Source organism: Burkholderia sp. BCC0397, assembly GCF_902832865.1.
GTDB lineage: Bacteria > Pseudomonadota > Gammaproteobacteria > Burkholderiales > Burkholderiaceae > Burkholderia.
This window is the reverse complement of the sequence record NZ_CADFDL010000003.1, coordinates 846,519-868,666: the sequence shown is the minus strand read 5'-3', so window position 1 is coordinate 868,666 and position 22,148 is coordinate 846,519. Positions and strand designations below refer to the sequence as shown.

Genomic DNA, 22,148 nt, shown 5'->3' with positions numbered 1-22,148 from the left:
AGGGTCGTTCGAGACCAGGACGTTGATAGGTCAGGTGTGTAAGCGCAGTAATGCGTTCAGCTAACTGATACTAATTGCCCGTAAGGCTTGATCCTATAACAAGTCTGCCTTGTAGATCGGCGCCGTGCGCAAGCACTGGCCGCGATCGAAAGCGACATGTTGGATTCTCGTGTGTGATACACACAACCTAAATTACTGCTTCTTCCAAGATTGGTTCTGTTGGCCACGCCAGCAGAACAACCCCCTTTGCCTGATGACCATAGCGAGTCGGTCCCACCCCTTCCCATCCCGAACAGGACCGTGAAACGACTCTACGCCGATGATAGTGCGGATTCCCGTGTGAAAGTAGGTAATCGTCAGGCTCCCTAAGCCAGAAACCCCCGCCCGACAAGGCGGGGGTTTTTGCATTTCGGCGCCCAAAAAAGCATGCGGCGAAGCGTCACCAAGGCTACGTCCGCTGGCTTCCCGCAGACGCAATCCATCGCAGTGCCGAGCCCTCGAGCACTCTGCGGCTGTGCCGTCCGGCATCTCGCCTGCTCCTTTCGCAATCAATCGCAGCATCCAATTCCCTCAATCGCCTCCATCTCCAGCGATTCAATCGATTATTGATCGTATCTTCGATCAAGACCGCAATTTGCTCTCCGCAACGTATCGACAAGTGCGATTGTGCGACCAGCTTTCCGCTTCCTGCAGCCCGCCACCTCGTCCCGTCTTCGATCAGGTGATTCAAAACCGGTGCGAAATGAACGCTTTATTCGGCGTGTCCACGTAAAATTTGCGAATCCCCATCTCTGCATTCAAAACGATGAACGCCGCCACCCAGGTAGCCCGGGCCGTTTGCCCGCATGATTGTCCGGACACGTGCGCAATGCGGGTGACCGTCGAGAACGGCAAGGCAATCAAGGTCACGGGCGATCCCGACCATCCGCCGACGCAGGGCGTGTTGTGTACGAAGGTCAGCCGATACGCGGATCGCGTTCATCATCCCGACCGCCTCACTGTCCCGCTCAAGCGTGTCGGCGCGAAGGGGGAAGGGCGCTTCGTGCCGATCAGCTGGAGCGAGGCGTTCGACGAGATCGGACGTCGCCTCGGTGAAATCGCCGCGCGCGCGCCGGAAGCGATCGTGCCGTACAGCTATGCGGGAACGATGGGGCTCGTGCAAGGCGAGGGCATCGCCCAGCGCTTCTTCCACAAGCTCGGCGCCTCGCGGCTCGAGCGCGCGATCTGCGCGGCAGCCGGCGCAGCGGGGCTGCGATACACGTACGGCGGCAGTGTCGGCATGCACCTCGAGTACTTCGAGGAAAGCGAACTGATTCTGATATGGGGCGCGAATCCGATTGCATCGAGCCTGCACTTCTGGACCCGCGCGCAGGAAGCGAAGCGCCGTGGCGCGCGTCTTGTCGCGATCGACCCGTATCGTTCGCTGACCGCGGAGAAATGCCATCAGCACATCGCACTGAAGCCCGGTACCGATGGCGCGTTTGCGCTCGGCATGATGCATGTGCTGATTACCGAAAACCTGCTCGATCACGATTACATCGCCGACCATACGCTCGGCTTCGACGCGCTCAAGGCGCGCGCAATGTCCTATCCGCCGGAACGCGTGGCGCAGATCTGCGGCATCGATGCGTCGGAGCTGGTCGATCTTGCGCGGCGCTACGGCGCCACCCGCAAGGCATCGATCCGCCTCAACTACGGCATGCAGCGCGTTCGCGGCGGCGGCAATGCCGTGCGCGCGATTGCCAGCCTGCCGGCGCTGACGGGGGCGTGGCGCGATCGGGCGGGCGGTCTGCTGCTTTCGTCGTCGGAATCGGCCCCCGTCAATCAGGCGGCGCTGCTGCGTCCGGACCTGATGCCGGGTTGGCCGCACAAGCTGCCGCGCATCATCAACATGAACGCGATCGGCGACGCGCTGCTGCATCCGGGCGACGCGACGTTCGGGCCGAAAGTCGAAGCAGTGATCGTGTACAACTCGAATCCGGTGGCGGTTGCGCCCGACTCGTCGAAGGTCGCCGCGGGCTTCGCACGCAACGATTTGTTCACGGTCGTTCTCGAGCACTTCAAGACAGATACGGTCGATTTCGCCGACATTGTATTGCCGGCGACCACGCAGCTCGAACATCTGGATGTCCATAAGTCGTACGGCCATACCTACGTGATGGCGAACCTGCCGGCGATTCCGCCGGTGGGCGACGCGCGGCCGAACACGGAGATCTTTCGCGGGATCGCGCGCAGCATGGGACTCGACGAGCCCGCGCTCTATCACAGCGACGAAGAGGTCGCGCGCGCGGCGCTTCGCTGGGACGATCCGGCGCTCGACAGCGACTGGGACACGCTGAAGCGGGCCGGCTGGCTGAAACTCAAGCTGCCGGAGGCGCCGTTCGCGAATGGTGGTTTCCGCACGCCCTCCGGCAAGTGCGAGTTCTACAGCCCGCGGCTCGAGCAGATGGGCATGGACCCCGTCCCCGACTACCTGCCGCCGTTCGAATCGGCCGAGGCCGCGCCCGAGCTCGCCGCACGCTATCCATTGGCGATGATTTCGCCGCCGGCCCGCCACTTCCTGAACAGCACGTTCGTGAACGTCGACAGCCTGCGTTCGACGGAAGGCGAGCCGCACCTCGACATGCATCCGTCCGACGCCAGCGCGCGCGGCATCGCAGAGGGCGACGTCGTCCGCATCTTCAATGACCGCGGCTCGATGCAGGCGCTCGCGCGAATTACCGATCGCGCGCGTGCCGGACTCGTCGTCGGGTTGTCGATCTGGTGGAAGAAACTGTCGCCGGACGGCAGGAACGCCAACGAGGTGACGAGCCAGGCGCTGACCGATCTGGGCAATTCGGCGACGTTTTACGATTGTCTTGTGGAAGTTGAGCGCATTTGATCGAATACCACCGTATGATCAGACGAAATTGATGCGCAAGTTCGAAGTGGACATCTAACCCTGTTGTCTCGGGGCGGGGGAGCCGTTACGATGCGTTTTAGCACGACCATTCGAAAATCTGTGAGGAGACGCGCGGTATGGATAAAATTTGGCTGAAATCGTACCCACCCGGCGTTCCAGCCGAAATCGACTCCTCTCCGTATCCGTCCGTCCCGGACCTGCTCGACGAGAGTTTCCGGCAGTACCGCGACCGTACCGCGTTCGTCTGCATGGGCAAGGGCATCACGTACGGCGAACTCGACAAGCTGTCGCGCCAGTTCGGCGCGTGGCTGCAATCTCGCGGCCTGGCTCGCGGGGCGCGCGTCGCGATCATGATGCCGAACGTGTTGCAGTACCCGGTGGCGATCGCCGCGGTCCTGCGCGCCGGCTACACCGTCGTCAACGTCAACCCGCTCTATACGCCGCGCGAACTCGAGCATCAGCTGAAGGACAGCGGGGCGGAGGCGATCGTCATCCTGGAGAACTTCGCGTCGACGCTGCAGGCCGTCATCGCCAATACGGCCGTCAAGCACGTGGTCGTCGCGTCGATGGGCGACCTGCTGGGCATCAAGGGGTGGCTCGTCAATTACGTCGTGCGCAACGTGAAGAAGATGGTGCCTGCGTGGCAACTGCCGTCGTTCACGCGCTTCAAGGCCGCGCTCTCGGAAGGCGCGCGTCAGGCGTTCAAGCCGCAGAAGATCGGCCCCGACGACGTCGCGTTCCTGCAGTACACGGGCGGTACGACCGGCGTCGCGAAGGGCGCGACGCTGCTGCACCGGAACATCGTGTCGAACGTGCTGCAGGCCGGCGCCTGGCATCAGCCGGCTCACGATAAGTACCCGGAGGTGAAACAGTTCGTGACGGTTGTCGCGCTGCCGCTGTATCACGTGTTCGCGCTGACCGTCTGCGGTTTCCTGACGATGCGCACGGGCGGCATGGGCATCCTGATCCCGAACCCGCGCGACATCGCCGGCATGATCAAGGAACTGAAGGGCTACCAGATCTCGACGATTCCGGCCGTCAACACGCTGTACAACGCGCTGCTGAACCATCCCGAATTCGGTCAGCTCGACCTGTCGAAGCTCGTGATCGCCAACGGCGGCGGCATGGCGATCCAGGAAGGCGTCGCGAAGCGGTGGTATGAAAAGACCGGTTCCGCGATCATCGAAGGATACGGGCTGTCCGAAACGTCGCCGGTGGCGACCTGCAACCCGGTGACGGCGACCGAATACAGCGGCACGATCGGCTTGCCGCTGCCGTCGACCGAAGTCGCGATCCGCGACGATGCCGGCAACGACGTCGCGCTCGGCGAGCCCGGCGAGATCTGCATCCGCGGGCCGCAGGTGATGGCCGGCTACTGGAACCGGCCGGACGAGACCGCAAAGGTCATGTTCGCGGACGGCTTCTTCAAGACGGGTGACGTCGGCGTGATGGATGCGCGCGGCTACGTGAAGATCGTCGATCGCAAGAAGGACATGATTCTCGTGTCCGGCTTCAACGTGTATCCGAATGAAGTCGAGGACGTGGTGGCGTCGCATCCGGGCGTGTTCGAGGTGGCGGCGGTCGGCGTGCCGGACGAGCATTCCGGCGAAGCCGTGAAGCTGTTCGTCGTGAAAAAGGATCCGGCGCTGACCGACAAGGACATCCTTGCTTACTGCAAGGAGCGGCTCACCGGGTACAAGCGGCCGAAGCTGGTCGAGTTCCGCACGGAGTTGCCGAAGACGAACGTCGGCAAGATCCTGCGGCGCGAACTGCGCGACGGACGCGCGTAACGCGCGCAACGATACGGTTGAACGAAAAGCCCGGCCCGTGCCGGGTTTTTTGTTTACGGCTGCGGGTGGATGATCGGAAGCGCTTGTTTCGTGCGGGAGGCGGCGGCAAGCCTTGTTCGAGTTGACGACTCGGGACGGCACAGGCGACGCGCGTCTACTGCCACCCGCCGACCCGCCGACCCGCCGACCCACCACCCGCCAACATCCCCGCTCCACCAGAAAAGAAAAAGGCGCCCGAAGGCGCCTTCAATATGCTGCGGCTTGTCAGGCAAGCTGATTAGAACTTGTGACGGATACCGACGCGTGCCGCGACCTGGTTGCTGGTGCTCGACCCGGCCAGACCGTTGATCGCTGCCGTTGCCTTCAGGACGTTGCCGTTCGAATCGAGCACGTTGCCCGATGCGTGCTGGTACACGCCGATCGCGTAGACGTCGGTGCGCTTCGACAGGAAGTAGTCGACGCCCAGCGAGCCCTGGTGGTACTTGGCTGCCGAGTTGCCGTCGATCTTGCTGCCTTGCGTGTAGTCGTACGCCGCGCCGAGGATCAACGCGGGGGTCAACTGGTACTTGAAGTTGATTTCGCCGTTGTTGAACGTCGCGGTCTGGTTCACGAACGGGCCTGCCGAGAAGCCCTTGAACTTCGTGTTCGAGTACGTCGCGCCGATCGTCGCTGCGCCGAACGTGTACGCACCGCCCGCACCGATGACCTGGTACGTGTTCGCGTTGTTCGCGTACGCGCCGTAGACCGGCGACGAGACCGACGACGATGCCGACCCGTTGTTGAACATGCCGCCGAACTGGTTCGGCGTACGTGCGTTCAAGTAACCGACGCCGAGGACGAGCGGGCCGTTGTTGTAGCCTGCGCCGAGCGACCAGACCTGGTTCTTCGAGAACTGGCCTGCTTGACCGCCGAAGCTGTACAAGCCGCCAAACGTGAGGCCGCCGTAGTTCGCGCTCGTGAACTTGACCGCGTTGTTCACGCGATACGCGTTGTTGAAGTTGTCGAGGTCGCCCGGGTGAGCGGCGATGTAGCCGCCCCACTGGTCGCCTGCCTCGAGCGGGCCGACGAAGTCGACGACGGAGTCGTACTGACGACCCAGCGTGACCGTACCGTACGGGCTCGACAGGCCGACGTAAGCCTGACGACCGAACATCAGGCCGCCCTGGCCGAGCCTGCCGCTGTTCACGTCGAAACCGTTTTCGAGGGTGAAGATCGCCTTCAGGCCGCCACCGAGGTCCTCGGTGCCGCGCAGGCCGAAGCGGCTGCCTTGCATCACGCCGCTGGCCAGGCCGTACAGGTGCTTGCCGCCCGCGTTGTTGTTGAAGAGGAAGCCTTCATCGATGATGCCGTAAAGCGTCACGCTGCTTTGCGCCTGGGCAGCGCCAGCGAACGCGCCCAGCGCGACGAGCGCGAGAAGCGACTTTTTCATTAACGGATCTCCAAGAATCACTGAATTTTTTTGGCGGGGCGGATAGTTATGTTCTGTTGACGGGCCCCTTCAACTTCGCAAGAAGTCGCACGTAATGTAGCAAAGCCGGTTTTTGCCACAAAGCGAAATGCTGCAGCTCAACGCCGCCATGTTTCCTTTATGCAACAATGGTTAAAATCACGGGTTAACCGCAATTTCCGCTGAATAATCAAGTCGGTTACGCAGCGGACTCGTGCCCTTGCCGCGCGCAGCGGCACCTGCAGCCAGGAGAACAGGATGGTGTTGGATGAACTGATCAGCGAATTCGATCGTGGCCTGCGATCGCTGACCGGCATTAGCCGGATGAGCCGGCCGGTGCCCGTGCCGGCCGATACGCCGGACGTCGAACTGACGCCCGCCGAGCGCACGCACGCGGCCGGCCTGATGCGCGTGAATCACGTCGGCGAGGTCTGTGCGCAGGCGCTCTACCAGGCGCAGAAGCTCACCGCGCGCACGGCGTCGGCGAAGGCGATGTTCGAGGAGGCCGCGCGCGAGGAGGAGGATCACCTCGCGTGGACCGCGCACCGCCTGAAGGAACTCGACTCGCGCCCGAGCCTGCTGAACCCGCTGTGGTATGCCGGCGCGCTCGCGATCGGCGTGGCGGCCGGCACGCTCGGCGACAAGGTCAGCCTCGGCTTCATGGCCGAGACGGAGCGGCAGGTCGAGAACCACCTCGAAGGCCACATGTCCGAGCTGCCGGCGACCGACACCGCGTCGCGCGCGATCGTCGACCAGATGCGGATCGACGAGGTGAAGCACGGCAAGGCCGCGACCGACGCCGGCGGAATCGAGCTGCCGCTGCCTGCACGGATGCTGATGCGTGCCGCGTCGAAAGTCATGACGAGCACTGCGTACTATCTCTGAGATTTGCGCCGGGGTGGCGTGGGACGCCGCCCCGGTTCGCCGCCCCCGATACCGCCCGCTCACTCCTCGTTTTCCCGCCCCCGAAAGCCCCGTCCGTACGCCCGTCTGGCCCATCTTTCTCACGTATCACCTTCACAAGTTGCACTAGCTCATTCATTTATAACGGTTTTTAGAATGAGGGGCCGTATGAGCATGTGCGCGTAAGTCCTTGTTCTAACTAACAAAATTCGTCAAAAAAGCGGGCCGCTCCCTTGACCGTGCCACACCCTTCCTCTAAAGTGGGAGACAGTGTGAGAAAGTGTATTTTTGTGTGATTTAGCAGGCTGTTCCGGCTAAATTCTCAGCATTGAGCGGGTGCTTCGGTGCCCTGAACGGGAGAGCGGAAAGTGTTCCAAGGGGCGTCGGCGCTGACGCTCGATGCGAAAGGGCGGATGTCGGTGCCGGCTCGCTATCGCGAAGCGCTGCAAGGACAGGCAGAAGGACGGGTGACTGTGACCAAGCACCCGGACGGCTGCCTGTTGCTGTTTCCGCGCCCCGAATGGGAAGTGTTCCGCGCCAAGATCGCCGCGCTGCCGATGGACGCGCACTGGTGGCGGCGAATTTTTCTCGGCAATGCGATGGATGTCGATCTCGACAGCGCGGGCCGGATTCTTGTATCGCCCGAGCTGCGCATGGCAGCCGGACTGGAAAAGGAAGTCATGTTGTTGGGAATGGGTAGTCACTTCGAGCTGTGGGATTCGCAGACCTACAACGCGAAGGAGCAGGCAGCGATGGCGCAGGGCATGCCCGACGCGCTGAAGAATTTCACGTTCTGATTGCGGTGACGGAGACGCCCGCGATGGGAAATGAATTGCGGCATCGGACGGTGCTGTTGGATGAAGCGGTCGAGTCGCTCGTGACGCGGCCGGACGGCGTGTATGTCGACGGCACGTTCGGGCGCGGCGGCCACAGCCGCGCGGTGCTCGCGCGGCTGGCGTCGGCCGGGCGGCTGATCGCGTTCGACAAGGATCCGAGGGCGATCGAGACGGCGCAGGGCATCGAGGATGCGCGCTTCTCGATCGTGCATGACAGCTTTGCATCGATGCGCGACGCGCTTGCGGCGCGCGGCATCGAGAAGGTGTCGGGGGTGTTGCTGGACCTGGGCGTGTCCTCGCCGCAGGTGGACGATCCGGCGCGCGGCTTCAGCTTCCGCGCCGATGGTCCGCTGGACATGCGAATGGATCCGACGCGTGGCGAGTCGGCGGCCGAATGGCTCGCGCGGGCTTCGGTGCAGGAATTGACGGAGGTGATACGGGATTATGGGGAAGAACGGTTTGCTTTTCAGATTGCAAAGGCGCTTGTTGCTCGCCGGGCAGAGTCCGACCGTCTTGGGCCTCTCGACACCACGGGCGAGCTTGCCCAAATCGTGGGTCACGTCGTCAAAACCCGTGAGAAGGGCAAGGATCCGGCAACCCGCACCTTTCAGGCTATACGGATTCACGTCAATCAAGAGCTTGCGGACCTGCAAGTCGTACTAGGCGCGGCACTGTCGCTGCTGGAGCAAGGGGGGCGGCTGGTGGTCATCAGCTTTCATTCACTCGAGGACCGGATCGTCAAGCGATTCATGCAGGCGCACGCGAGTGCGCCTGCGGTCGATCGTCGCCTGCCGATCCGCGCCGTCGACCTCCCGAGCCCGCCGCTCAAGATCATCAGCCGCCAGTTTCCGAGCGAAGCGGAAGTCGCCGCGAATCCGCGCGCCCGCTCGGCCGTGATGCGCATCGCGGAGCGCGTCACGCCATGAGCCGCCTCAACATCTTCCTGCTGATCATCGTGATGGGTTGCGCGCTGTCGGTCGTCAATTCGACGAACCAGCAGCGCCAGATCTTCATCCAGTTGCAGCGCGCGCAGTCGCAGGAGCGTCAGCTCCAGCAGGACTACGCGCAGCTTCAATATCAGCAGAGCGCGCTGTCGAAGACGTCGCGCATCGAGCAGCTCGCGAACGATTCGCTGAAAATGCAGCCGATCTCGACCGGCCGCACGCAATACCTGACGCTGCCGCCGGGCGCCGCGAAGGCGATCGACGCGCCGATCGCGGCATCGGCCGATACGGCCGGCAAGGGCAGGGGGGGCGCGCGATGAAGCCGTCCCCGAAGCGCCAGAACGTGAAGTTCTCGTCGAGCCCCGTGCTGGGCGTTCATTTGCCGATGTGGCGCTCGAAGCTCGTCGTGTTCCTGCTGTTCATGGCGTTCGTCGCGCTGGCCGGTCGGGCGTTCTGGATCCAGGGGCCCGGCAACGCGTTCTATCAGAAGCAGGGCGAAAGCCGCTACCAGCGCACGCTCGAGCTGCCGGCCACGCGCGGCAAGATCCTCGACCGTAACGGGCTCGTGCTCGCGACGAGCCTGCCGGTGCGCGCGATCTGGGCGATTCCGGACGCGGTGCCCGACGATCTCGATGCCGACAAGATCAACCAGCTCGGCAAGCTCCTCGGCATGACGTCGAAGGAACTGCGCGTGAAGCTGTCGCAAGACAAGGGTTTCGTCTACGTGAAGCGCCAGGTGCCGATCGACGTCGCCGACAAGGTCGCCGCGCTCGACATTCCCGGCATCTATCAGCGCAACGAATACAAGCGCTTCTATCCGGAAGGCGAGATCACCGCTCACCTGATCGGCTTCACGAACGTCGAGGACGAAGGGCAGGAAGGCGTCGAACTGGGTGACCAGAAGATGCTGTCCGGCACGTCGGGCATGCGTCGCGTGATCAAGGACCGGATGGGGCACATCGTCGAGGACGTCGCCGAGCAGATCCCGCCGCACAACGGCGCCGACGTCGACCTGTCGATCGACAGCAAGATCCAGTACATCGCGTACGCGAACCTGAAGGCCGCCGTCGAGAAGTTCAAGGCGAAGGCCGGTGCGGCGATGGTCGTCGACGTGCGTACCGGCGAAGTGCTCGCGCTCGTCAACTACCCGACGTACAACCCGAACGACCGTTCGCGCATGACGGGCGAGCAGTTGCGCAACCGGATCATGACCGACGTGTTCGAGCCGGGCTCGATCATGAAGCCGTTTACGGTATCGCTCGCGCTCGATCTGCACCGCGTGACGCCGAATACGCTCGTCGAGACGGGCAACGGGCATTTCGTGCTCGACGGCGCGCCAATCACCGACGACGCGGGTTTCGGCACGCTGACGGTCGGCGGCGTGATCCAGAAGTCGAGCAACATCGGCGCGACGAAGATCGCGATGACGATGCGGCCCGAGGAAATGTGGAATATGTATACGAGCATCGGCCTCGGCCAGGCGCCGAAGGTCGGGTTCCCGGGCGCGGTGGCCGGCCGTCTGCGTCCGTGGAAGAGCTGGCGCCGCATCGAGCAGGCCACGATGTCGTACGGCTACGGCCTGTCGGTGTCGCTGTTCCAGCTCGCACGGGCGTACACGGCGATCGCGCACGACGGCGAGCTGATGCCCGTGACCATTTTCAAGACCGACCCCAATCAGCCGATCGCGGGCACGCAGGTGTTCAACCCGACCACCGCGCGCGAAGTGCGGGCGATGCTCGAGACGGTGGTCGCGCCGGGCGGCACGTCGCCGGATGCGGCCGTGCCGGGCTACCGCGTCGGCGGCAAGAGCGGTACCGCATACAAGCACGAAGGTCACGGCTACACGCGCAAGTACCGCGCGTCGTTCGTCGGGATGGCGCCGATGCCGAATCCGCGCATCGTCGTCGCGGTGTCGGTCGACGAGCCGACCGCCGGCAGCCACTTCGGTGGCCAGGTGTCCGGCCCCGTATTCTCGGCGATCGCCGGCGACACGATGCGTGCGCTGAACGTCCCGCCGAACATGCCAATCAAGCAGCTCGTCGTGTCCGACGATTCGCCGGAATCCGCTGCCGCAAAGGGCCCGCAAAAGCTGGCCGCAGGTGGCGGTGCGAAGCATATGATCGTGTCCAGCACGACGCGTAATTCACCAGGAGTTGTTCGATGAGCGCCGCCCGCAGTTCCCATCCGGCGCATCAGCAGATCGCAGCCGCGCTCGCGTGGCTGCGTCAGCATGTGGCCCCCGCGGCGCAACTGCATGCCGACACGCGCAGCCTCAAGGCTGGCGACGTGTTCGTCGCGTATGCGGTCGACGGGGCAGATAACCGCGCTTTCATGGCCGATGCCGTCGCACGTGGTGCGGCCGCCGTGCTGTATCAGCCGGAAGGGCTGGCCCACGCACCGGCCGCGCCGACCGTACCCGTTGCGCTCGCGGTGCCGGCGCTCGACCAGCTCGCCGGCGAGATCGCCAGTGGCTGGTACGGCGATCCGAGCGACAGCCTGCTCGCGGTCGGTGTCACGGGCACGAACGGCAAGACGTCGTGCACGCAGTGGATCGCCGCCGCGCTGACGGCGCTGCACCAGCCGTGCGCGGTGATCGGCACGCTCGGCAGCGGGATGCCCGGCCAGCTCGTGCCGACCGGCTTCACGACGCCCGACGCGCCGCAGCTTCAGCGCAGCCTCGCGCAATTGCGCGACGCGGGCGCGCAGGCCGTGGCGATGGAGGTATCGTCGCACGCGCTGCACCAGGGGCGTGTGAACGGGACGGCGTTCGACATCGCGGTGTTCACGAACCTCACGCAGGATCACCTCGACTATCACGGCACGTTCGACGCGTACGAGGGCGCGAAGGCGAAGCTGTTCGCGTGGCGCGGCCTGCGCACGGCGGTGATCAATCGCGACGATGCAGCAGGCCGCCGCCTGCTCGAGAAGCTGGCCGGCCGCGTACGCACGATCGGGTACGGGATCGGCGATGCACCGGCGCCCGACGCCGATCGCGAACTGGTCGCGCTCGACGTGCGCGCGACCGCGACGGGTACCGCCTTCCGCCTGCATTCGTCGTGGGGCGACGCGGACGTCGAGGTCGGCACGCTCGGCACGTTCAACGTCAGCAACCTGCTCGCCGTGCTCGGCTCGCTGCTCGCGGCCGACGTGCCGTTCGCGGCGGCCCTCGCCGAGATCGAACGGCTCGAGTCGGTCAACGGCCGGATGCAGCGGCTCGGCGGCCGGCTGCAGAACGACGAACCGCTCGTCGTGATCGACTACGCGCATACGCCCGACGCGCTCGAAAAGACGCTCGACGCGCTGCGCCCGATCGCCGCGGCACGCGGCGGCCGGCTCGTCTGCATGTTCGGCTGCGGCGGCGATCGCGATGCGACGAAGCGTCCGCTGATGGGCGCGATCGCGGAGCGGCTCGCCGACGAAGTCGTCGTCACGAGCGACAACCCGCGCAGCGAAGATCCGCAGCACATCCTCGATCAGGTCGTCGCGGGCATGACCGCGCCCGATCGCGCACGCCGTATCGAGGATCGCGCGAGCGCGATCCTGCAGGCGGTGCGCGGCGCCGTACGCGAGGATGTCGTCGTGCTGGCCGGCAAGGGCCACGAGGCCACGCAGGAAATCATGGGCAAGAAGCGCGCGTTCTCCGACCAGGATCACGCGCGGCTCGCGCTCGCAGCGCGCGCGACGCACGGCAAGGGAGGCGCCGAATGACGATGCTCAGTCTCGGCGAAGCCGCCCGCCTGATTCCCGGCGCCACCGTCCGCGGCGACGCGGGCGTCACGTTCGACCGCGTGTCGACCGATAGCCGCACGGCCGGCCCGGGCGACCTGTTCGTCGCGCTGAAGGGCGAGCGCTTCGACGCGCACGACTTCCTCGGCGACGTCGCCGCGCGCGGGGCTGCCGCCGCGCTCGTCGCGCATGCGCCGGCGGGCGTCGCGCTGCCGATGATCGAAGGCGGCGAAACGCGTGCCGCGCTCGGCGCCCTCGCGCATGGCTGGCGCAAACGATTCCCGCTGCCGCTCGTCGCGGTGACGGGCAGCAACGGCAAGACGACCGTCAAGGAAATGATCGCGTCGATCTTCGCGGCGGCGGTCGGCACCGACGCGCGGCTCGCGACGGCCGGCAACCTGAACAACGATGTCGGCCTGCCGCTGACGCTGCTGCGCCTGTCGGCCGCGCATCGTCTCGCGGTGATCGAGATCGGCATGAACCACCCGGGCGAAACCGACGTCCTCGCGCGCCTCACCGCGCCGACGGTCGCGCTGGTCAACAACGCGCAGCGCGAGCACCAGGAATTCATGGCGACGGTCGAGGCCGTCGCGCTCGAACACGCGGCCGTGATTCACGCGCTGCCGCCGGACGGCGTCGCGGTGTTCCCGGCCGACGACGCGTACGCGGGCATCTGGCGCGTCGCGGCGACCGGCAACCGGATCCTCGATTTCGCGCTGCACGACGCCGAACGGCAGAACGCCGCGCAGGTCGTCGGCCGCGTGCACGGAGGCGAACTCGCGATCGACACGCCGGTCGGCGCCGTCACGGTGCGGCTGCGTGCGCTCGGCGAGCACAACGCGCGTAACGCGCTGGCCGCGACGGCTGCGGCGCTGGGCGCCGGCGTCGCGCTGTCGGCGATCCGGCAGGGGCTCGAATCGTTCGAACCGGTCAAGGGCCGGCTGCAGGTGAAGCAGGCGAGCGTCGGCAGCCTCGCGGGCGCGACGGTCGTCGACGATACATACAACGCGAACCCCGATTCGATGCGTGCGGCGATCGACGTGCTCGCCGCGCATCCGGCGCCGCGCGTGCTGGTGATCGGCGACATGGGCGAAGTGGGCGACGAAGGGCCGGCATTCCATCGCGAGATCGGCGCGTACGCGCGCGAACGCGGGATCGACGCGCTGTTCGCGCTCGGCGACGCATCGCGCGACGCGTGCACCGCATACGGCGACACGGCGCGTCATTTCGATGACGTCGGCGCGCTCGTGGCGGCGCTGCTCGCGGCCGGTTACGGCGCGCAGGCGACGGTGCTCGTGAAGGGCTCGCGGTACATGAAGATGGAGCGCGTGGTCGACGCGCTGACGAACCAACCCGCGGCGGGCACCGTGCCCGCCGCACACTGAGTAGAAGGAAGGAAGCATGCTGCTGGCGCTGGCGCAATGGCTGCAAGGTGACGCAAGCTTTTTGCGCTTGTTCACGTACCTCACGTTCCGTGCGGTGATGGCCACCATCACCGCGCTCGGGATCGGGCTCGTGTGCGGACCGTGGGTGATCCGCAAGCTGACGCAAATGAAGGTCGGGCAGGCCGTGCGCAAGGACGGCCCGCAGACCCACCTCGTCAAGTCCGGCACGCCGACGATGGGCGGCGTGCTGATCCTGATCGGCATCGCGGTCGCGACGCTGCTGTGGGGCGACCTGACGAACCGTTTCATCTGGATCGTGATGCTCGTCACGTTCGGTTTCGGCGTGATCGGCTGGGTCGACGATTACCGCAAGGTCGTCCACAAGGACCCGCGCGGGATGTCGTCGCGCGAGAAGTATTTCTGGCAGTCGGTGATCGGGCTGTTCGCGGCCGTCTATCTCGCGTTCAGCGTGTCCGAGGCGAACAACGTGCGCGTGTTCGACCTGTTCATGGCGTGGGTGAGGAGCGGCCTGTCGATGGGGTTGCCGGCACGCGCCGACCTGATGCTGCCGTTCCTGAAGTCGATCAGCTACCCGCTCGGCGTCTGGGGCTTCATCGTGCTGACCTACTTCGTGATCGTCGGCGCGAGCAACGCGGTGAACCTGACCGACGGCCTCGATGGCCTCGTGATCATGCCGGTCGTGCTGGTCGGCGCGTCGCTCGGTGTGTTCGCGTACGTGATGGGCAGCGCGGTCTATTCAAAATACCTGCTGTTCCCGCACATCCCGGGCGCGGGCGAACTGCTGATCTTCTGTTCTGCGATGGGCGGGGCAGGGCTCGCGTTCCTCTGGTACAACACGCACCCCGCGCAGGTGTTCATGGGCGACGTCGGCGCGCTGGCGTTGGGCGGCGCGCTCGGCACGGTCGCGGTGATCGTGCGCCAGGAAATCGTGCTGTTCATCATGGGCGGCATCTTCGTCGCGGAAACGCTGTCGGTGATGCTGCAGGTTTCGTGGTTCAAGTACACGAAGAAGCGTTACGGCGAAGGGCGGCGCCTGCTGAAGATGGCGCCACTGCATCACCATTTCGAATTGTCCGGCTGGAAGGAAACGCAGGTGGTCGTGCGTTTCTGGATCATCACGCTGATGCTGTGCCTGTTCGGTCTGACCACCCTCAAGCTGCGGTAAAGGAAAGGTAACAAGGATGTCTGGCGAGATGTTTGGAGATCGGCAACGGCCGATGGTGCTCGTACTGGGGCTCGGGGAATCGGGTCTCGCGATCGCGCGATGGTGCGCGAGGCACGGGTGCCGGCTGCGCATTGCCGATACCCGCGAGGCGCCGCCGAACCTTGCCGCGCTGCAGGCCGAAGGCATCGATGCGGAATTCGTCGGCGGCGCGTTCACGCCCGCGCTGCTCGACGGCGGTATCGAGATCGTCGGGCTGAGCCCCGGGCTGTCGCCGCTGGAGCCGGCACTCGCGGCGCTGGTCGCGGCCGCGAACGAGCGCGGTATCGCGGTGTGGGGCGAACTGGAATTCTTCGCGCAGGCGCTGCGCGCGCTCGGCACGAGCGGCTACCAGCCGAAGGTGCTCGCGATTACCGGCACCAACGGCAAGACCACGACGACGAGCCTCACGGGCCTGCTGTGCCAGCGCTCGGGCAAGAAGGTCGCCGTCGCGGGCAACATCAGCCCGGCGATGCTCGACCGGCTCGCGAGCGCGATCGACGAAACGGCGCTGCCCGACGTATGGGTGCTCGAACTGTCGAGCTTCCAGCTCGAGACCGCGCGCACGTTTGCGCCCGATGCGGCCGCGATCCTCAACATCACGCAGGACCACCTCGACTGGCACGGCAGCTTCGACGCGTATGCGCAGGCAAAGGGCCGGATCTTCGGCGCGACGACGACGCGCGTGCTGAACCGCGATGACGCGGCCGTGATGAAGTTCGCGCCGGCAGCCGACGCGCCGCGCACGGTCACGTTCGGCCTGAACGAACCGACGCAGGACGGCGACTACGGGCTGTCGCGCGACAACGGCATCGCCTGGCTGGTGGAAGCCGTCGATCGCGACGCGCCGGATGAAGCGACGACGACCCGCCGGCGCAAGCGCGACGCGCATACGCCCGACATCGCGCAGAAGCGCCTGATGCCGGCCGACGCGCTGCGCATCCGCGGGCTGCACAACGCGGCGAACGCGCTGGCTGCGTTCGCGCTCGTACGTGCGATCGACTTGGCCGCAGCGCCGCTGCTGCACGCGCTGCGCGAATATCGCGGCGAAGCGCATCGCGTCGAAGTGATCGCGACGATCGACGACGTGGATTACGTGGACGACAGCAAGGGTACGAACGTCGGCGCGACGGTGGCCGCACTCGACGGGCTCGCGCAGAAGATCGTGCTGATCGCGGGCGGCGACGGCAAGGGGCAGGATTTCGCGCCGCTGGTCGCGCCGGTCGCGCGCTGGTGCCGCGCGGTGATGCTGATCGGCCGCGACGCGCCGGCGCTCCGCGACACGCTCGCCGAAACGGGCGTGCCGCTCGCCGACCATGCGACGCTCGAAGGCGCGGTGCATGCGGCGGCCGACCTGGCCGAGCCGGGCGATGCGGTGCTGCTTTCGCCCGCGTGCGCGAGCCTCGACATGTTCCGGAACTACGCCCATCGCGCGGAAGTGTTCCGCGCGGCGGTCGACGAAATCGCCATCGACAAAGGAGCGACGCCATGAGCTGGTCCGATCGCCTCGTCTCCCGTTTCAACGACCGGCGCGACACCGGCGGCAATGCCGCGGGCGGCCGCGTCGCATCGGCCACGCGCGCCGCGACGGGCGGCCTCGCAAGCGTCGTCAACGGCGTGCGCCCGAGCCGTTCGCGGATGCTCGATTTCGACTATTCGCTGCTGTGGGTCGCGATCGCGCTGCTCGGGCTCGGCGTCGTGATGGTGTATTCGGCGTCGATCGCGATGCCCGATTCGCCGAAATACGCGTCGTATCACGATTACGCGTTCCTGATGCGCCACTGCGTGTCGCTCACCGTCGCGTTCATCGCGGCGGTGATCGCGTTCCGCGTGCCGGTGTCGACCTGGGACAAATACGCGCCGCATCTCTTCCTGATCGCGCTGGTCGGCCTCGTGATCGTGCTGATCCCGCACGTCGGCAAGGGCGTGAACGGTGCGCGCCGCTGGATTCCGCTCGGCATCACGAACATGCAGCCGTCGGAAATCATGAAGCTCGCGGTGACGATCTACGCGGCGAACTACACGGTGCGCAAGCAGGAATACATGCAGAGCTTCGCGAAGGGCTTCCTGCCGATGGCGTTCGCGGTCGGCCTGGTCGGCGCGCTGCTGCTGCTCGAGCCCGACATGGGCGCGTTCATGGTGGTCGCCGCGATCGCGATGGGCGTGCTGTTCCTCGGCGGCGTGAACGGCAAGCTGTTCGGCGGCCTCGTCGCGACGGCGGTCGGCACGTTCACGATGCTCGTGTGGCTGTCGCCGTGGCGTCGCGAGCGGATCTTCGCGTATCTCGATCCGTGGGACGAGCGCTACGCGCAGGGCAAGGCTTACCAGCTCACGCACTCGCTGATCGCGTTCGGCCGCGGCGAGTGGTTCGGCGTCGGCCTCGGCGGCAGCGTCGAGAAGCTGAATTACCTGCCGGAAGCGCATACCGACTTCATCCTCGCGGTGATCGGCGAGGAACTCGGTTTCGTCGGCGTGCTGGTCGTGATCCTGCTGTTCTACTGGATCGTGCGCCGCGCGTTCGAGATCGGCCGCCAGGCGCTCGCGCTCGACCGCACGTTCGCGGGCCTGACGGCGAAGGGCATCGGCATCTGGTTCGGCGCGCAGACGTTCATCAACATGGGCGTGAACCTCGGGCTGCTGCCGACCAAGGGGCTGACGCTGCCGCTCGTGAGCTACGGCGGCTCCGGCATCCTGCTGAACTGCGTCGCGCTCGCGGTGTTGCTGCGGGTCGATTACGAGAACCGGGTGCTGATGCGCGGAGGGAAGGTATGACCGCGTCGCAACGCACGCTGATGGTGATGGCAGGCGGCACCGGGGGCCACGTGTTCCCCGGGCTCGCGGTCGCGCACCGGATGGAAGCGGCGGGCTGGCGCGTCGTATGGCTCGGCAATCCGGCCGGGATGGAAGCGACGCTCGTGCCGAAGCACGGCATTCCGATGGAGTACGTGCGGTTCGGCGGGCTGCGCGGCAAGGGCCTGAAGACCAAGCTGACGCTGCCGGTCAACCTGCTGCGTGCATGCTGGCAGAGCCTCGGCGCGCTGCGCCGCGTGCGGCCGGACGTCGTGCTCGGGATGGGCGGCTACATCACGTTCCCGGCGGGCGTGATGACCGCGTTGTCGGGGCGCCCGCTCGTGCTGCATGAACAGAATTCGATCGCGGGCCTGACGAACAAGGTGCTCGCGAAACTCGCGAAGCGCGTGCTCGTCGCGTTCCCCGGCGCGCTGCCGCACGCGGAATGGACCGGTAACCCGATTCGCGCGGAACTTGCGCACACCGAGCCGCCCCAAGCACGCTATGCGTCGCGCAGCGGCCCGCTGAACGTGCTGGTCGTCGGCGGCAGCCTCGGGGCGGCCGCACTGAACGAAGTCGTGCCGCGCGCGCTGGCGCTGCTGGCGCCGGGCGAGCGCCCGCGCGTCGTGCACCAGGCCGGCGTGAAGCATATCGAGGCACTGAAGACGAATTACGAAGCGGCCGGTTTCGCGGCCGGCGAAGACGTGCGGCTCGTGCCGTTCATCGACGACATGGCGGCCGCGTATGCGGCGGCGGATCTGGTGATCTGCCGGTCGGGCGCGATGACGGTGTCGGAGATCGCGGCGGTGGGCGTGGCGGCGCTGTTCGTGCCGTTCCCGTACGCGGTCGACGATCACCAGACGACCAACGCGGCGTTCCTCGCCGATGCGGGCGCGGCCGTGCTGGTGCAACAACGCGACCTGTCGGCGGAACTGCTCGCCGACTGGCTGCGCGGCCAGTCGCGGGCATCGCTCGCGGCGATGGCGGAACGTTCGCGCTCGCTCGCGAAGCCCGAGGCCACCGACGAAGTCGCGCGTGTCTGCGCGAAGGCGGCCGGCGCGAACCTGGAAACACTGCAATGAAACACATCGTCAAACACATTCATTTCGTCGGGATCGGCGGCGCGGGCATGAGCGGCATCGCCGAAGTGCTCGTCAACCTCGGCTACGAGGTCAGCGGCTCGGACCTGTCGCGCAACGCGGTGACCGATCGCCTCGAGGCGCTGGGTGCGCGGATCGCGATCGGCCACGACGCGGCGAACATCGCGGGCGCGAACGCGGTCGTCGTGTCGACGGCCGTGCGCTCGGACAACCCGGAAGTGCTGGCCGCGCGTCATCAGGGCGTGCCGATCGTGCAGCGCGCGGTGATGCTCGCGGAGCTGATGCGCCTGAAGCAGGGCATCGCGATCGCCGGCACGCACGGCAAGACCACGACGACCAGCCTCGTCGCGAGCGTGCTCGCGGCGGGCGGGCTGGACCCGACTTTCGTGATCGGCGGCCGGCTGATCAGCGCCGGCGCGAACGCGCGGCTCGGCACGGGCGACTTCATCGTCGCCGAGGCCGACGAGTCGGACGCGTCGTTCCTGAACCTGTATCCGGTGATCGAAGTCATCACGAACATCGACGCCGACCACATGGACACCTACGGCCACGATTTCGCGCGGCTCAAGCAGGCGTTCATCGAATTCACGCAGCGCCTGCCGTTCTACGGCAGCGCGGTCGTGTGCGTCGACGATCCGAACGTGCGGCAGATCATCCCATTCATCTCGAAGCCGGTCGTGCGCTACGGGCTGTCGCCGGACGCGCAGGTGCGCGCGGAAGACATCGACGCGCGCGACGGCCGGATGCATTTCACGGTGATCCGCGAAGGGCGCGCGCCGCTCGCGGTCGTGCTGAACATGCCGGGCCTGCACAACGTGCAGAACGCACTCGCGGCGATCGCGATCGCGACCGATCTCGGCGTGGCGGACGACGCGATCCAGCTGGCGCTGGCGGAATTCAACGGCGTCGGCCGGCGTTTTCAGCGTTACGGCGAAGTGCCGAGCACGGACGGCGGCCAGTACACGCTGATCGACGACTACGGTCACCATCCGGTCGAGATGGCGGCGACGATCGCGGCCGCGCGCGGCGCGTTCCCGGGCCGCCGACTCGTGCTGGCGTTCCAGCCGCACCGCTACACGCGCACGCGCGACTGCTTCGACGATTTCGTCAACGTGCTGTCTACGGTCGATGCGCTGGTGCTGACGGAGGTCTACGCGGCCGGCGAGGCCGCGATCCCGACGGCCAGCGGCGACGCGCTGTCGCGTGCGCTGCGCGCGGCGGGCAAGGTTGACCCGGTGTTCGTCGCGACGGTCGACGACGTGCCGGACGCATTGGCGAAGGTCGCGCAGAACGGCGACGTGGTGATCACGATGGGCGCAGGTTCGATCGGCGGCGTGCCGGCGAAGCTCGTGCAACACATTCAACAGAAGGCATGACATGAGCGGGATCGATCCGAAACGTTTCGGCAAGGTGGCGGTGTTGTTCGGCGGCGAATCCGCCGAGCGCGAGGTGTCGCTCACCTCCGGCCGCCTCGTGCTGCAGGGCCTGCGTGACGCGGGCGTCGACGCGCATCCGTTCGACCCGGCCGAGCGGCCGCTGTCGGCGCTGAAGGACGAAGGCTTCGTGCGCGCGTTCAACGCGCTGCACGGCGGCTACGGCGAGAACGGCCAGATCCAGGGCGCGCTCGATTTCTACGGGATCCGCTACACGGGCAGCGGCGTGCTCGGCTCGGCGCTCGGCCTCGACAAGTTCCGCACGAAGCTCGTGTGGCAGCAGACGGGCGTGCCGACGCCGCCGTTCGAGACGGTGATGCGCGGCGACGACCTGGCCGCGCGCGCGACCGACATCGTCGCGAAGCTTGGCCTGCCGCTGTTCGTGAAGCCGGCGAGCGAAGGCTCGAGCGTCGCGGTGCTGAAGGTGAAGACGGCCGACGCGCTGCCGGCCGCGCTCGCGGAAGCCGCGACGCACGACAAGATCGTGATCGTCGAGAAGAGCATCGAAGGCGGCGGCGAATACACCGCGTGCATCGCCGGCGATCTCGACCTGCCGCTGATCAAGATCGTGCCGGCCGGCGAGTTCTACGACTACCACGCGAAGTACGTCGCCGACGATACGCAGTACCTGATCCCGTGCGGCCTGCCGGCGGAACAGGAAGCGGAACTGAAGCGCATCGCGCGCCGCGCGTTCGACGTACTCGGCTGCACCGACTGGGGTCGCGCGGATTTCATGCTCGACGCGGCCGGCAATGCGTATTTCCTGGAAGTGAACACGGCCCCCGGGATGACCGACCACTCGCTGCCGCCGAAGGCCGCGCGCGCGGTCGGCATCGGCTATTCGGAGCTGGTCGTGAAGGTGCTGTCGCTCACGCTCAACGACTGACGCAGGAACGGAAACGACGTATGTGGAACAACGTTCGCCAACTCAACCTTGCCGCCAGCGCGCTGTACGCGCTGCTGCTGCTCGTGTTGGCGGCGGCCGGCTGCTACTGGCTGATCCAGCGCCCGACGTTCGCGCTGCGGGAAATCCGGATCGACGGCGACACCGAGCACATCAACTCGCCGACGGTGCGCGCGGGCGTGGTCGGCCGGCTGAAGGGCAATTTCTTCACGGTCGATCTCGATACGGCGCGCGCGGCGTTCGAGCAGATGCCGTGGGTGCGTCACGCGAGCGTGCGCCGGGTGTGGCCGAATGCGCTGGCTGTCACGCTCGAGGAGTACAAACCGCTCGGGACCTGGGGCAGCGATCAGCTGGTGAGCGTCGACGGCGAGCTGTTCACCGCGAACCAGGGCGAGCTGGAGCAGGCACTCCCGGCGTTCGACGGCCCGGAAGGCAGTGCGAAGGAAGTCGTCACGCGGTATCGCGACTTCGGGAAATGGTTTGCGCCGCTGAAGGCGGCGCCGGAAGAAGTGACGCTGTCGGCGCGGTACGCGTGGACGGTGAAGCTGTCGAACGGCATGCAGGTCGAGCTGGGCAAGGAACGCAACAGCGACACGCTGCATGACCGGAGCCAACGCCTGGTCGCCGCGTGGCCGGCTGTCACGGAGCGTTGGGGCAACGACATCGAGTACGCGGACCTGCGTTATCCGAACGGATTCGCGATTCGCGCGGCAGGCATGCGGTTCCTGACCGATACCGACAAGCGCAAGAAGTAACGAGAGATCAC

General features: G+C 66.2%; 17 protein-coding genes and 2 rRNA genes. 18 read left to right on the top strand and 1 reads right to left on the bottom strand.

Annotated features, from left to right (window positions below):
• The 4 genes from HWX03_RS14095 to HWX03_RS14080 all read left to right on the top strand — a co-directional run.
• Window positions 1-95, top strand: a 23S ribosomal RNA gene (locus HWX03_RS14095); the annotation flags it as partial.
• A gap of 154 nt (window positions 96-249) precedes the next feature.
• Window positions 250-362, top strand: a 5S ribosomal RNA gene (gene rrf / locus HWX03_RS14090).
• A 443-nt stretch (window positions 363-805) separates the two neighbouring features.
• The gene (locus HWX03_RS14085) at window positions 806-2,881 is read left to right on the top strand and encodes a molybdopterin oxidoreductase family protein (RefSeq protein ID WP_175871607.1); all 2,076 of its coding nucleotides are present in this window, start codon (window positions 806-808) and stop codon (window positions 2,879-2,881) included.
• A 137-nt stretch (window positions 2,882-3,018) separates the two neighbouring features.
• The gene (locus HWX03_RS14080; RefSeq protein WP_175871606.1) at window positions 3,019-4,692 is read left to right on the top strand and encodes a long-chain fatty acid--CoA ligase; all 1,674 of its coding nucleotides are present in this window, start codon (window positions 3,019-3,021) and stop codon (window positions 4,690-4,692) included.
• Between the two features lie 277 nt (window positions 4,693-4,969).
• Here HWX03_RS14080 and HWX03_RS14075 read toward each other — a convergent pair whose 3' ends face one another.
• The gene (locus HWX03_RS14075) at window positions 4,970-6,121 is read right to left on the bottom strand and encodes a porin (protein WP_175820631.1); all 1,152 of its coding nucleotides are present in this window, start codon (window positions 6,119-6,121) and stop codon (window positions 4,970-4,972) included.
• 276 nt (window positions 6,122-6,397) lie between these two features.
• Here HWX03_RS14075 and coq7 point away from each other — a divergent pair, with 276 nt between their 5' ends.
• The 14 genes from coq7 (at window position 6,398) to HWX03_RS14005 (ending at window position 22,137) form a co-directional block, all read left to right on the top strand.
• Window positions 6,398-7,024, top strand: coding sequence for a 2-polyprenyl-3-methyl-6-methoxy-1,4-benzoquinone monooxygenase (gene coq7 / locus HWX03_RS14070; RefSeq protein ID WP_174386163.1), 627 nt, complete (start codon window positions 6,398-6,400; stop codon window positions 7,022-7,024).
• A gap of 386 nt (window positions 7,025-7,410) precedes the next feature.
• On the top strand, window positions 7,411-7,839 hold the full coding sequence (gene mraZ / locus HWX03_RS14065; RefSeq protein ID WP_006487094.1) for a division/cell wall cluster transcriptional repressor MraZ: 429 nt from the start codon (window positions 7,411-7,413) through the stop codon (window positions 7,837-7,839).
• A gap of 23 nt (window positions 7,840-7,862) precedes the next feature.
• Entirely contained in the window at window positions 7,863-8,804 is a 942-nt protein-coding gene (rsmH, locus tag HWX03_RS14060) for a 16S rRNA (cytosine(1402)-N(4))-methyltransferase RsmH (protein ID WP_175871605.1), read from the top strand.
• The gene (gene ftsL, locus HWX03_RS14055; RefSeq protein WP_175871604.1) at window positions 8,801-9,142 is read left to right on the top strand and encodes a cell division protein FtsL; all 342 of its coding nucleotides are present in this window, start codon (window positions 8,801-8,803) and stop codon (window positions 9,140-9,142) included. The genes rsmH and ftsL overlap by 4 nt, the downstream gene beginning before the upstream one ends.
• Complete coding sequence (locus tag HWX03_RS14050) at window positions 9,139-10,986, top strand: penicillin-binding protein 2 (protein ID WP_175820629.1); 1,848 nt, start codon at window positions 9,139-9,141, stop codon at window positions 10,984-10,986. The genes ftsL and HWX03_RS14050 overlap by 4 nt, the downstream gene beginning before the upstream one ends.
• Window positions 10,983-12,530, top strand: coding sequence for a UDP-N-acetylmuramoyl-L-alanyl-D-glutamate--2,6-diaminopimelate ligase (locus HWX03_RS14045; protein WP_175871603.1), 1,548 nt, complete (start codon window positions 10,983-10,985; stop codon window positions 12,528-12,530). Before HWX03_RS14050 ends, HWX03_RS14045 begins: the two co-directional genes overlap by 4 nt.
• Window positions 12,527-13,933 (top strand): UDP-N-acetylmuramoyl-tripeptide--D-alanyl-D-alanine ligase, encoded by a 1,407-nt coding sequence (gene murF / locus HWX03_RS14040; RefSeq protein ID WP_175871602.1) that lies wholly within the window; start codon window positions 12,527-12,529, stop codon window positions 13,931-13,933. The genes HWX03_RS14045 and murF overlap by 4 nt, the downstream gene beginning before the upstream one ends.
• Before the next feature lie 16 nt (window positions 13,934-13,949).
• Complete coding sequence (gene mraY / locus HWX03_RS14035; RefSeq protein ID WP_006477019.1) at window positions 13,950-15,119, top strand: phospho-N-acetylmuramoyl-pentapeptide-transferase; 1,170 nt, start codon at window positions 13,950-13,952, stop codon at window positions 15,117-15,119.
• Window positions 15,120-15,147: 28 nt separating this feature from the next.
• Window positions 15,148-16,647, top strand: coding sequence for a UDP-N-acetylmuramoyl-L-alanine--D-glutamate ligase (gene murD, locus HWX03_RS14030; protein WP_175871601.1), 1,500 nt, complete (start codon window positions 15,148-15,150; stop codon window positions 16,645-16,647).
• Window positions 16,644-17,927, top strand: a complete 1,284-nt coding sequence (gene ftsW, locus HWX03_RS14025) for a putative lipid II flippase FtsW (protein ID WP_175820625.1) — start codon at window positions 16,644-16,646, stop codon at window positions 17,925-17,927. The genes murD and ftsW overlap by 4 nt, the downstream gene beginning before the upstream one ends.
• The gene (gene murG / locus HWX03_RS14020; protein WP_175820624.1) at window positions 17,924-19,027 is read left to right on the top strand and encodes an undecaprenyldiphospho-muramoylpentapeptide beta-N-acetylglucosaminyltransferase; all 1,104 of its coding nucleotides are present in this window, start codon (window positions 17,924-17,926) and stop codon (window positions 19,025-19,027) included. The genes ftsW and murG overlap by 4 nt, the downstream gene beginning before the upstream one ends.
• A complete protein-coding gene (murC, locus tag HWX03_RS14015) occupies window positions 19,024-20,421 on the top strand; it encodes a UDP-N-acetylmuramate--L-alanine ligase (RefSeq protein ID WP_175871600.1) in 1,398 nt (465 codons plus the stop codon). Before murG ends, murC begins: the two co-directional genes overlap by 4 nt.
• A 1-nt stretch (window position 20,422) precedes the next feature.
• Window positions 20,423-21,364, top strand: coding sequence for a D-alanine--D-alanine ligase (locus HWX03_RS14010; protein ID WP_124455309.1), 942 nt, complete (start codon window positions 20,423-20,425; stop codon window positions 21,362-21,364).
• Between the two features lie 20 nt (window positions 21,365-21,384).
• Window positions 21,385-22,137 carry a cell division protein FtsQ/DivIB gene (locus HWX03_RS14005; RefSeq protein ID WP_175871599.1) on the top strand — a complete coding sequence of 251 codons (753 nt, stop codon included), beginning with the start codon at window positions 21,385-21,387 and terminating at the stop codon, window positions 22,135-22,137.
• The last annotated feature ends 11 nt before the right edge of the window (window positions 22,138-22,148 follow it).

Excerpts from the sequence above, each read along its gene's own strand:
- HWX03_RS14085 (WP_175871607.1), top strand. The coding sequence starts at position 806 with ATGAACGCCGCCACCCAGGTAGCCCGGGCCGTTTGCCCGCATGATTGT.
- HWX03_RS14080 (WP_175871606.1), top strand. The coding sequence starts at position 3,019 with ATGGATAAAATTTGGCTGAAATCGTACCCACCCGGCGTTCCAGCCGAA.
- HWX03_RS14075 (WP_175820631.1), bottom strand. The coding sequence starts at position 6,121 with ATGAAAAAGTCGCTTCTCGCGCTCGTCGCGCTGGGCGCGTTCGCTGGC.
- coq7 (WP_174386163.1), top strand. The coding sequence starts at position 6,398 with ATGGTGTTGGATGAACTGATCAGCGAATTCGATCGTGGCCTGCGATCG.
- rsmH (WP_175871605.1), top strand. The coding sequence starts at position 7,863 with ATGGGAAATGAATTGCGGCATCGGACGGTGCTGTTGGATGAAGCGGTC.
- ftsL (WP_175871604.1), top strand. The coding sequence starts at position 8,801 with ATGAGCCGCCTCAACATCTTCCTGCTGATCATCGTGATGGGTTGCGCG.
- HWX03_RS14050 (WP_175820629.1), top strand. The coding sequence starts at position 9,139 with ATGAAGCCGTCCCCGAAGCGCCAGAACGTGAAGTTCTCGTCGAGCCCC.
- HWX03_RS14045 (WP_175871603.1), top strand. The coding sequence starts at position 10,983 with ATGAGCGCCGCCCGCAGTTCCCATCCGGCGCATCAGCAGATCGCAGCC.
- murF (WP_175871602.1), top strand. The coding sequence starts at position 12,527 with ATGACGATGCTCAGTCTCGGCGAAGCCGCCCGCCTGATTCCCGGCGCC.
- mraY (WP_006477019.1), top strand. The coding sequence starts at position 13,950 with ATGCTGCTGGCGCTGGCGCAATGGCTGCAAGGTGACGCAAGCTTTTTG.
- murD (WP_175871601.1), top strand. The coding sequence starts at position 15,148 with ATGTTTGGAGATCGGCAACGGCCGATGGTGCTCGTACTGGGGCTCGGG.
- ftsW (WP_175820625.1), top strand. The coding sequence starts at position 16,644 with ATGAGCTGGTCCGATCGCCTCGTCTCCCGTTTCAACGACCGGCGCGAC.
- murG (WP_175820624.1), top strand. The coding sequence starts at position 17,924 with ATGACCGCGTCGCAACGCACGCTGATGGTGATGGCAGGCGGCACCGGG.
- murC (WP_175871600.1), top strand. The coding sequence starts at position 19,024 with ATGAAACACATCGTCAAACACATTCATTTCGTCGGGATCGGCGGCGCG.
- HWX03_RS14010 (WP_124455309.1), top strand. The coding sequence starts at position 20,423 with ATGAGCGGGATCGATCCGAAACGTTTCGGCAAGGTGGCGGTGTTGTTC.
- HWX03_RS14005 (WP_175871599.1), top strand. The coding sequence starts at position 21,385 with ATGTGGAACAACGTTCGCCAACTCAACCTTGCCGCCAGCGCGCTGTAC.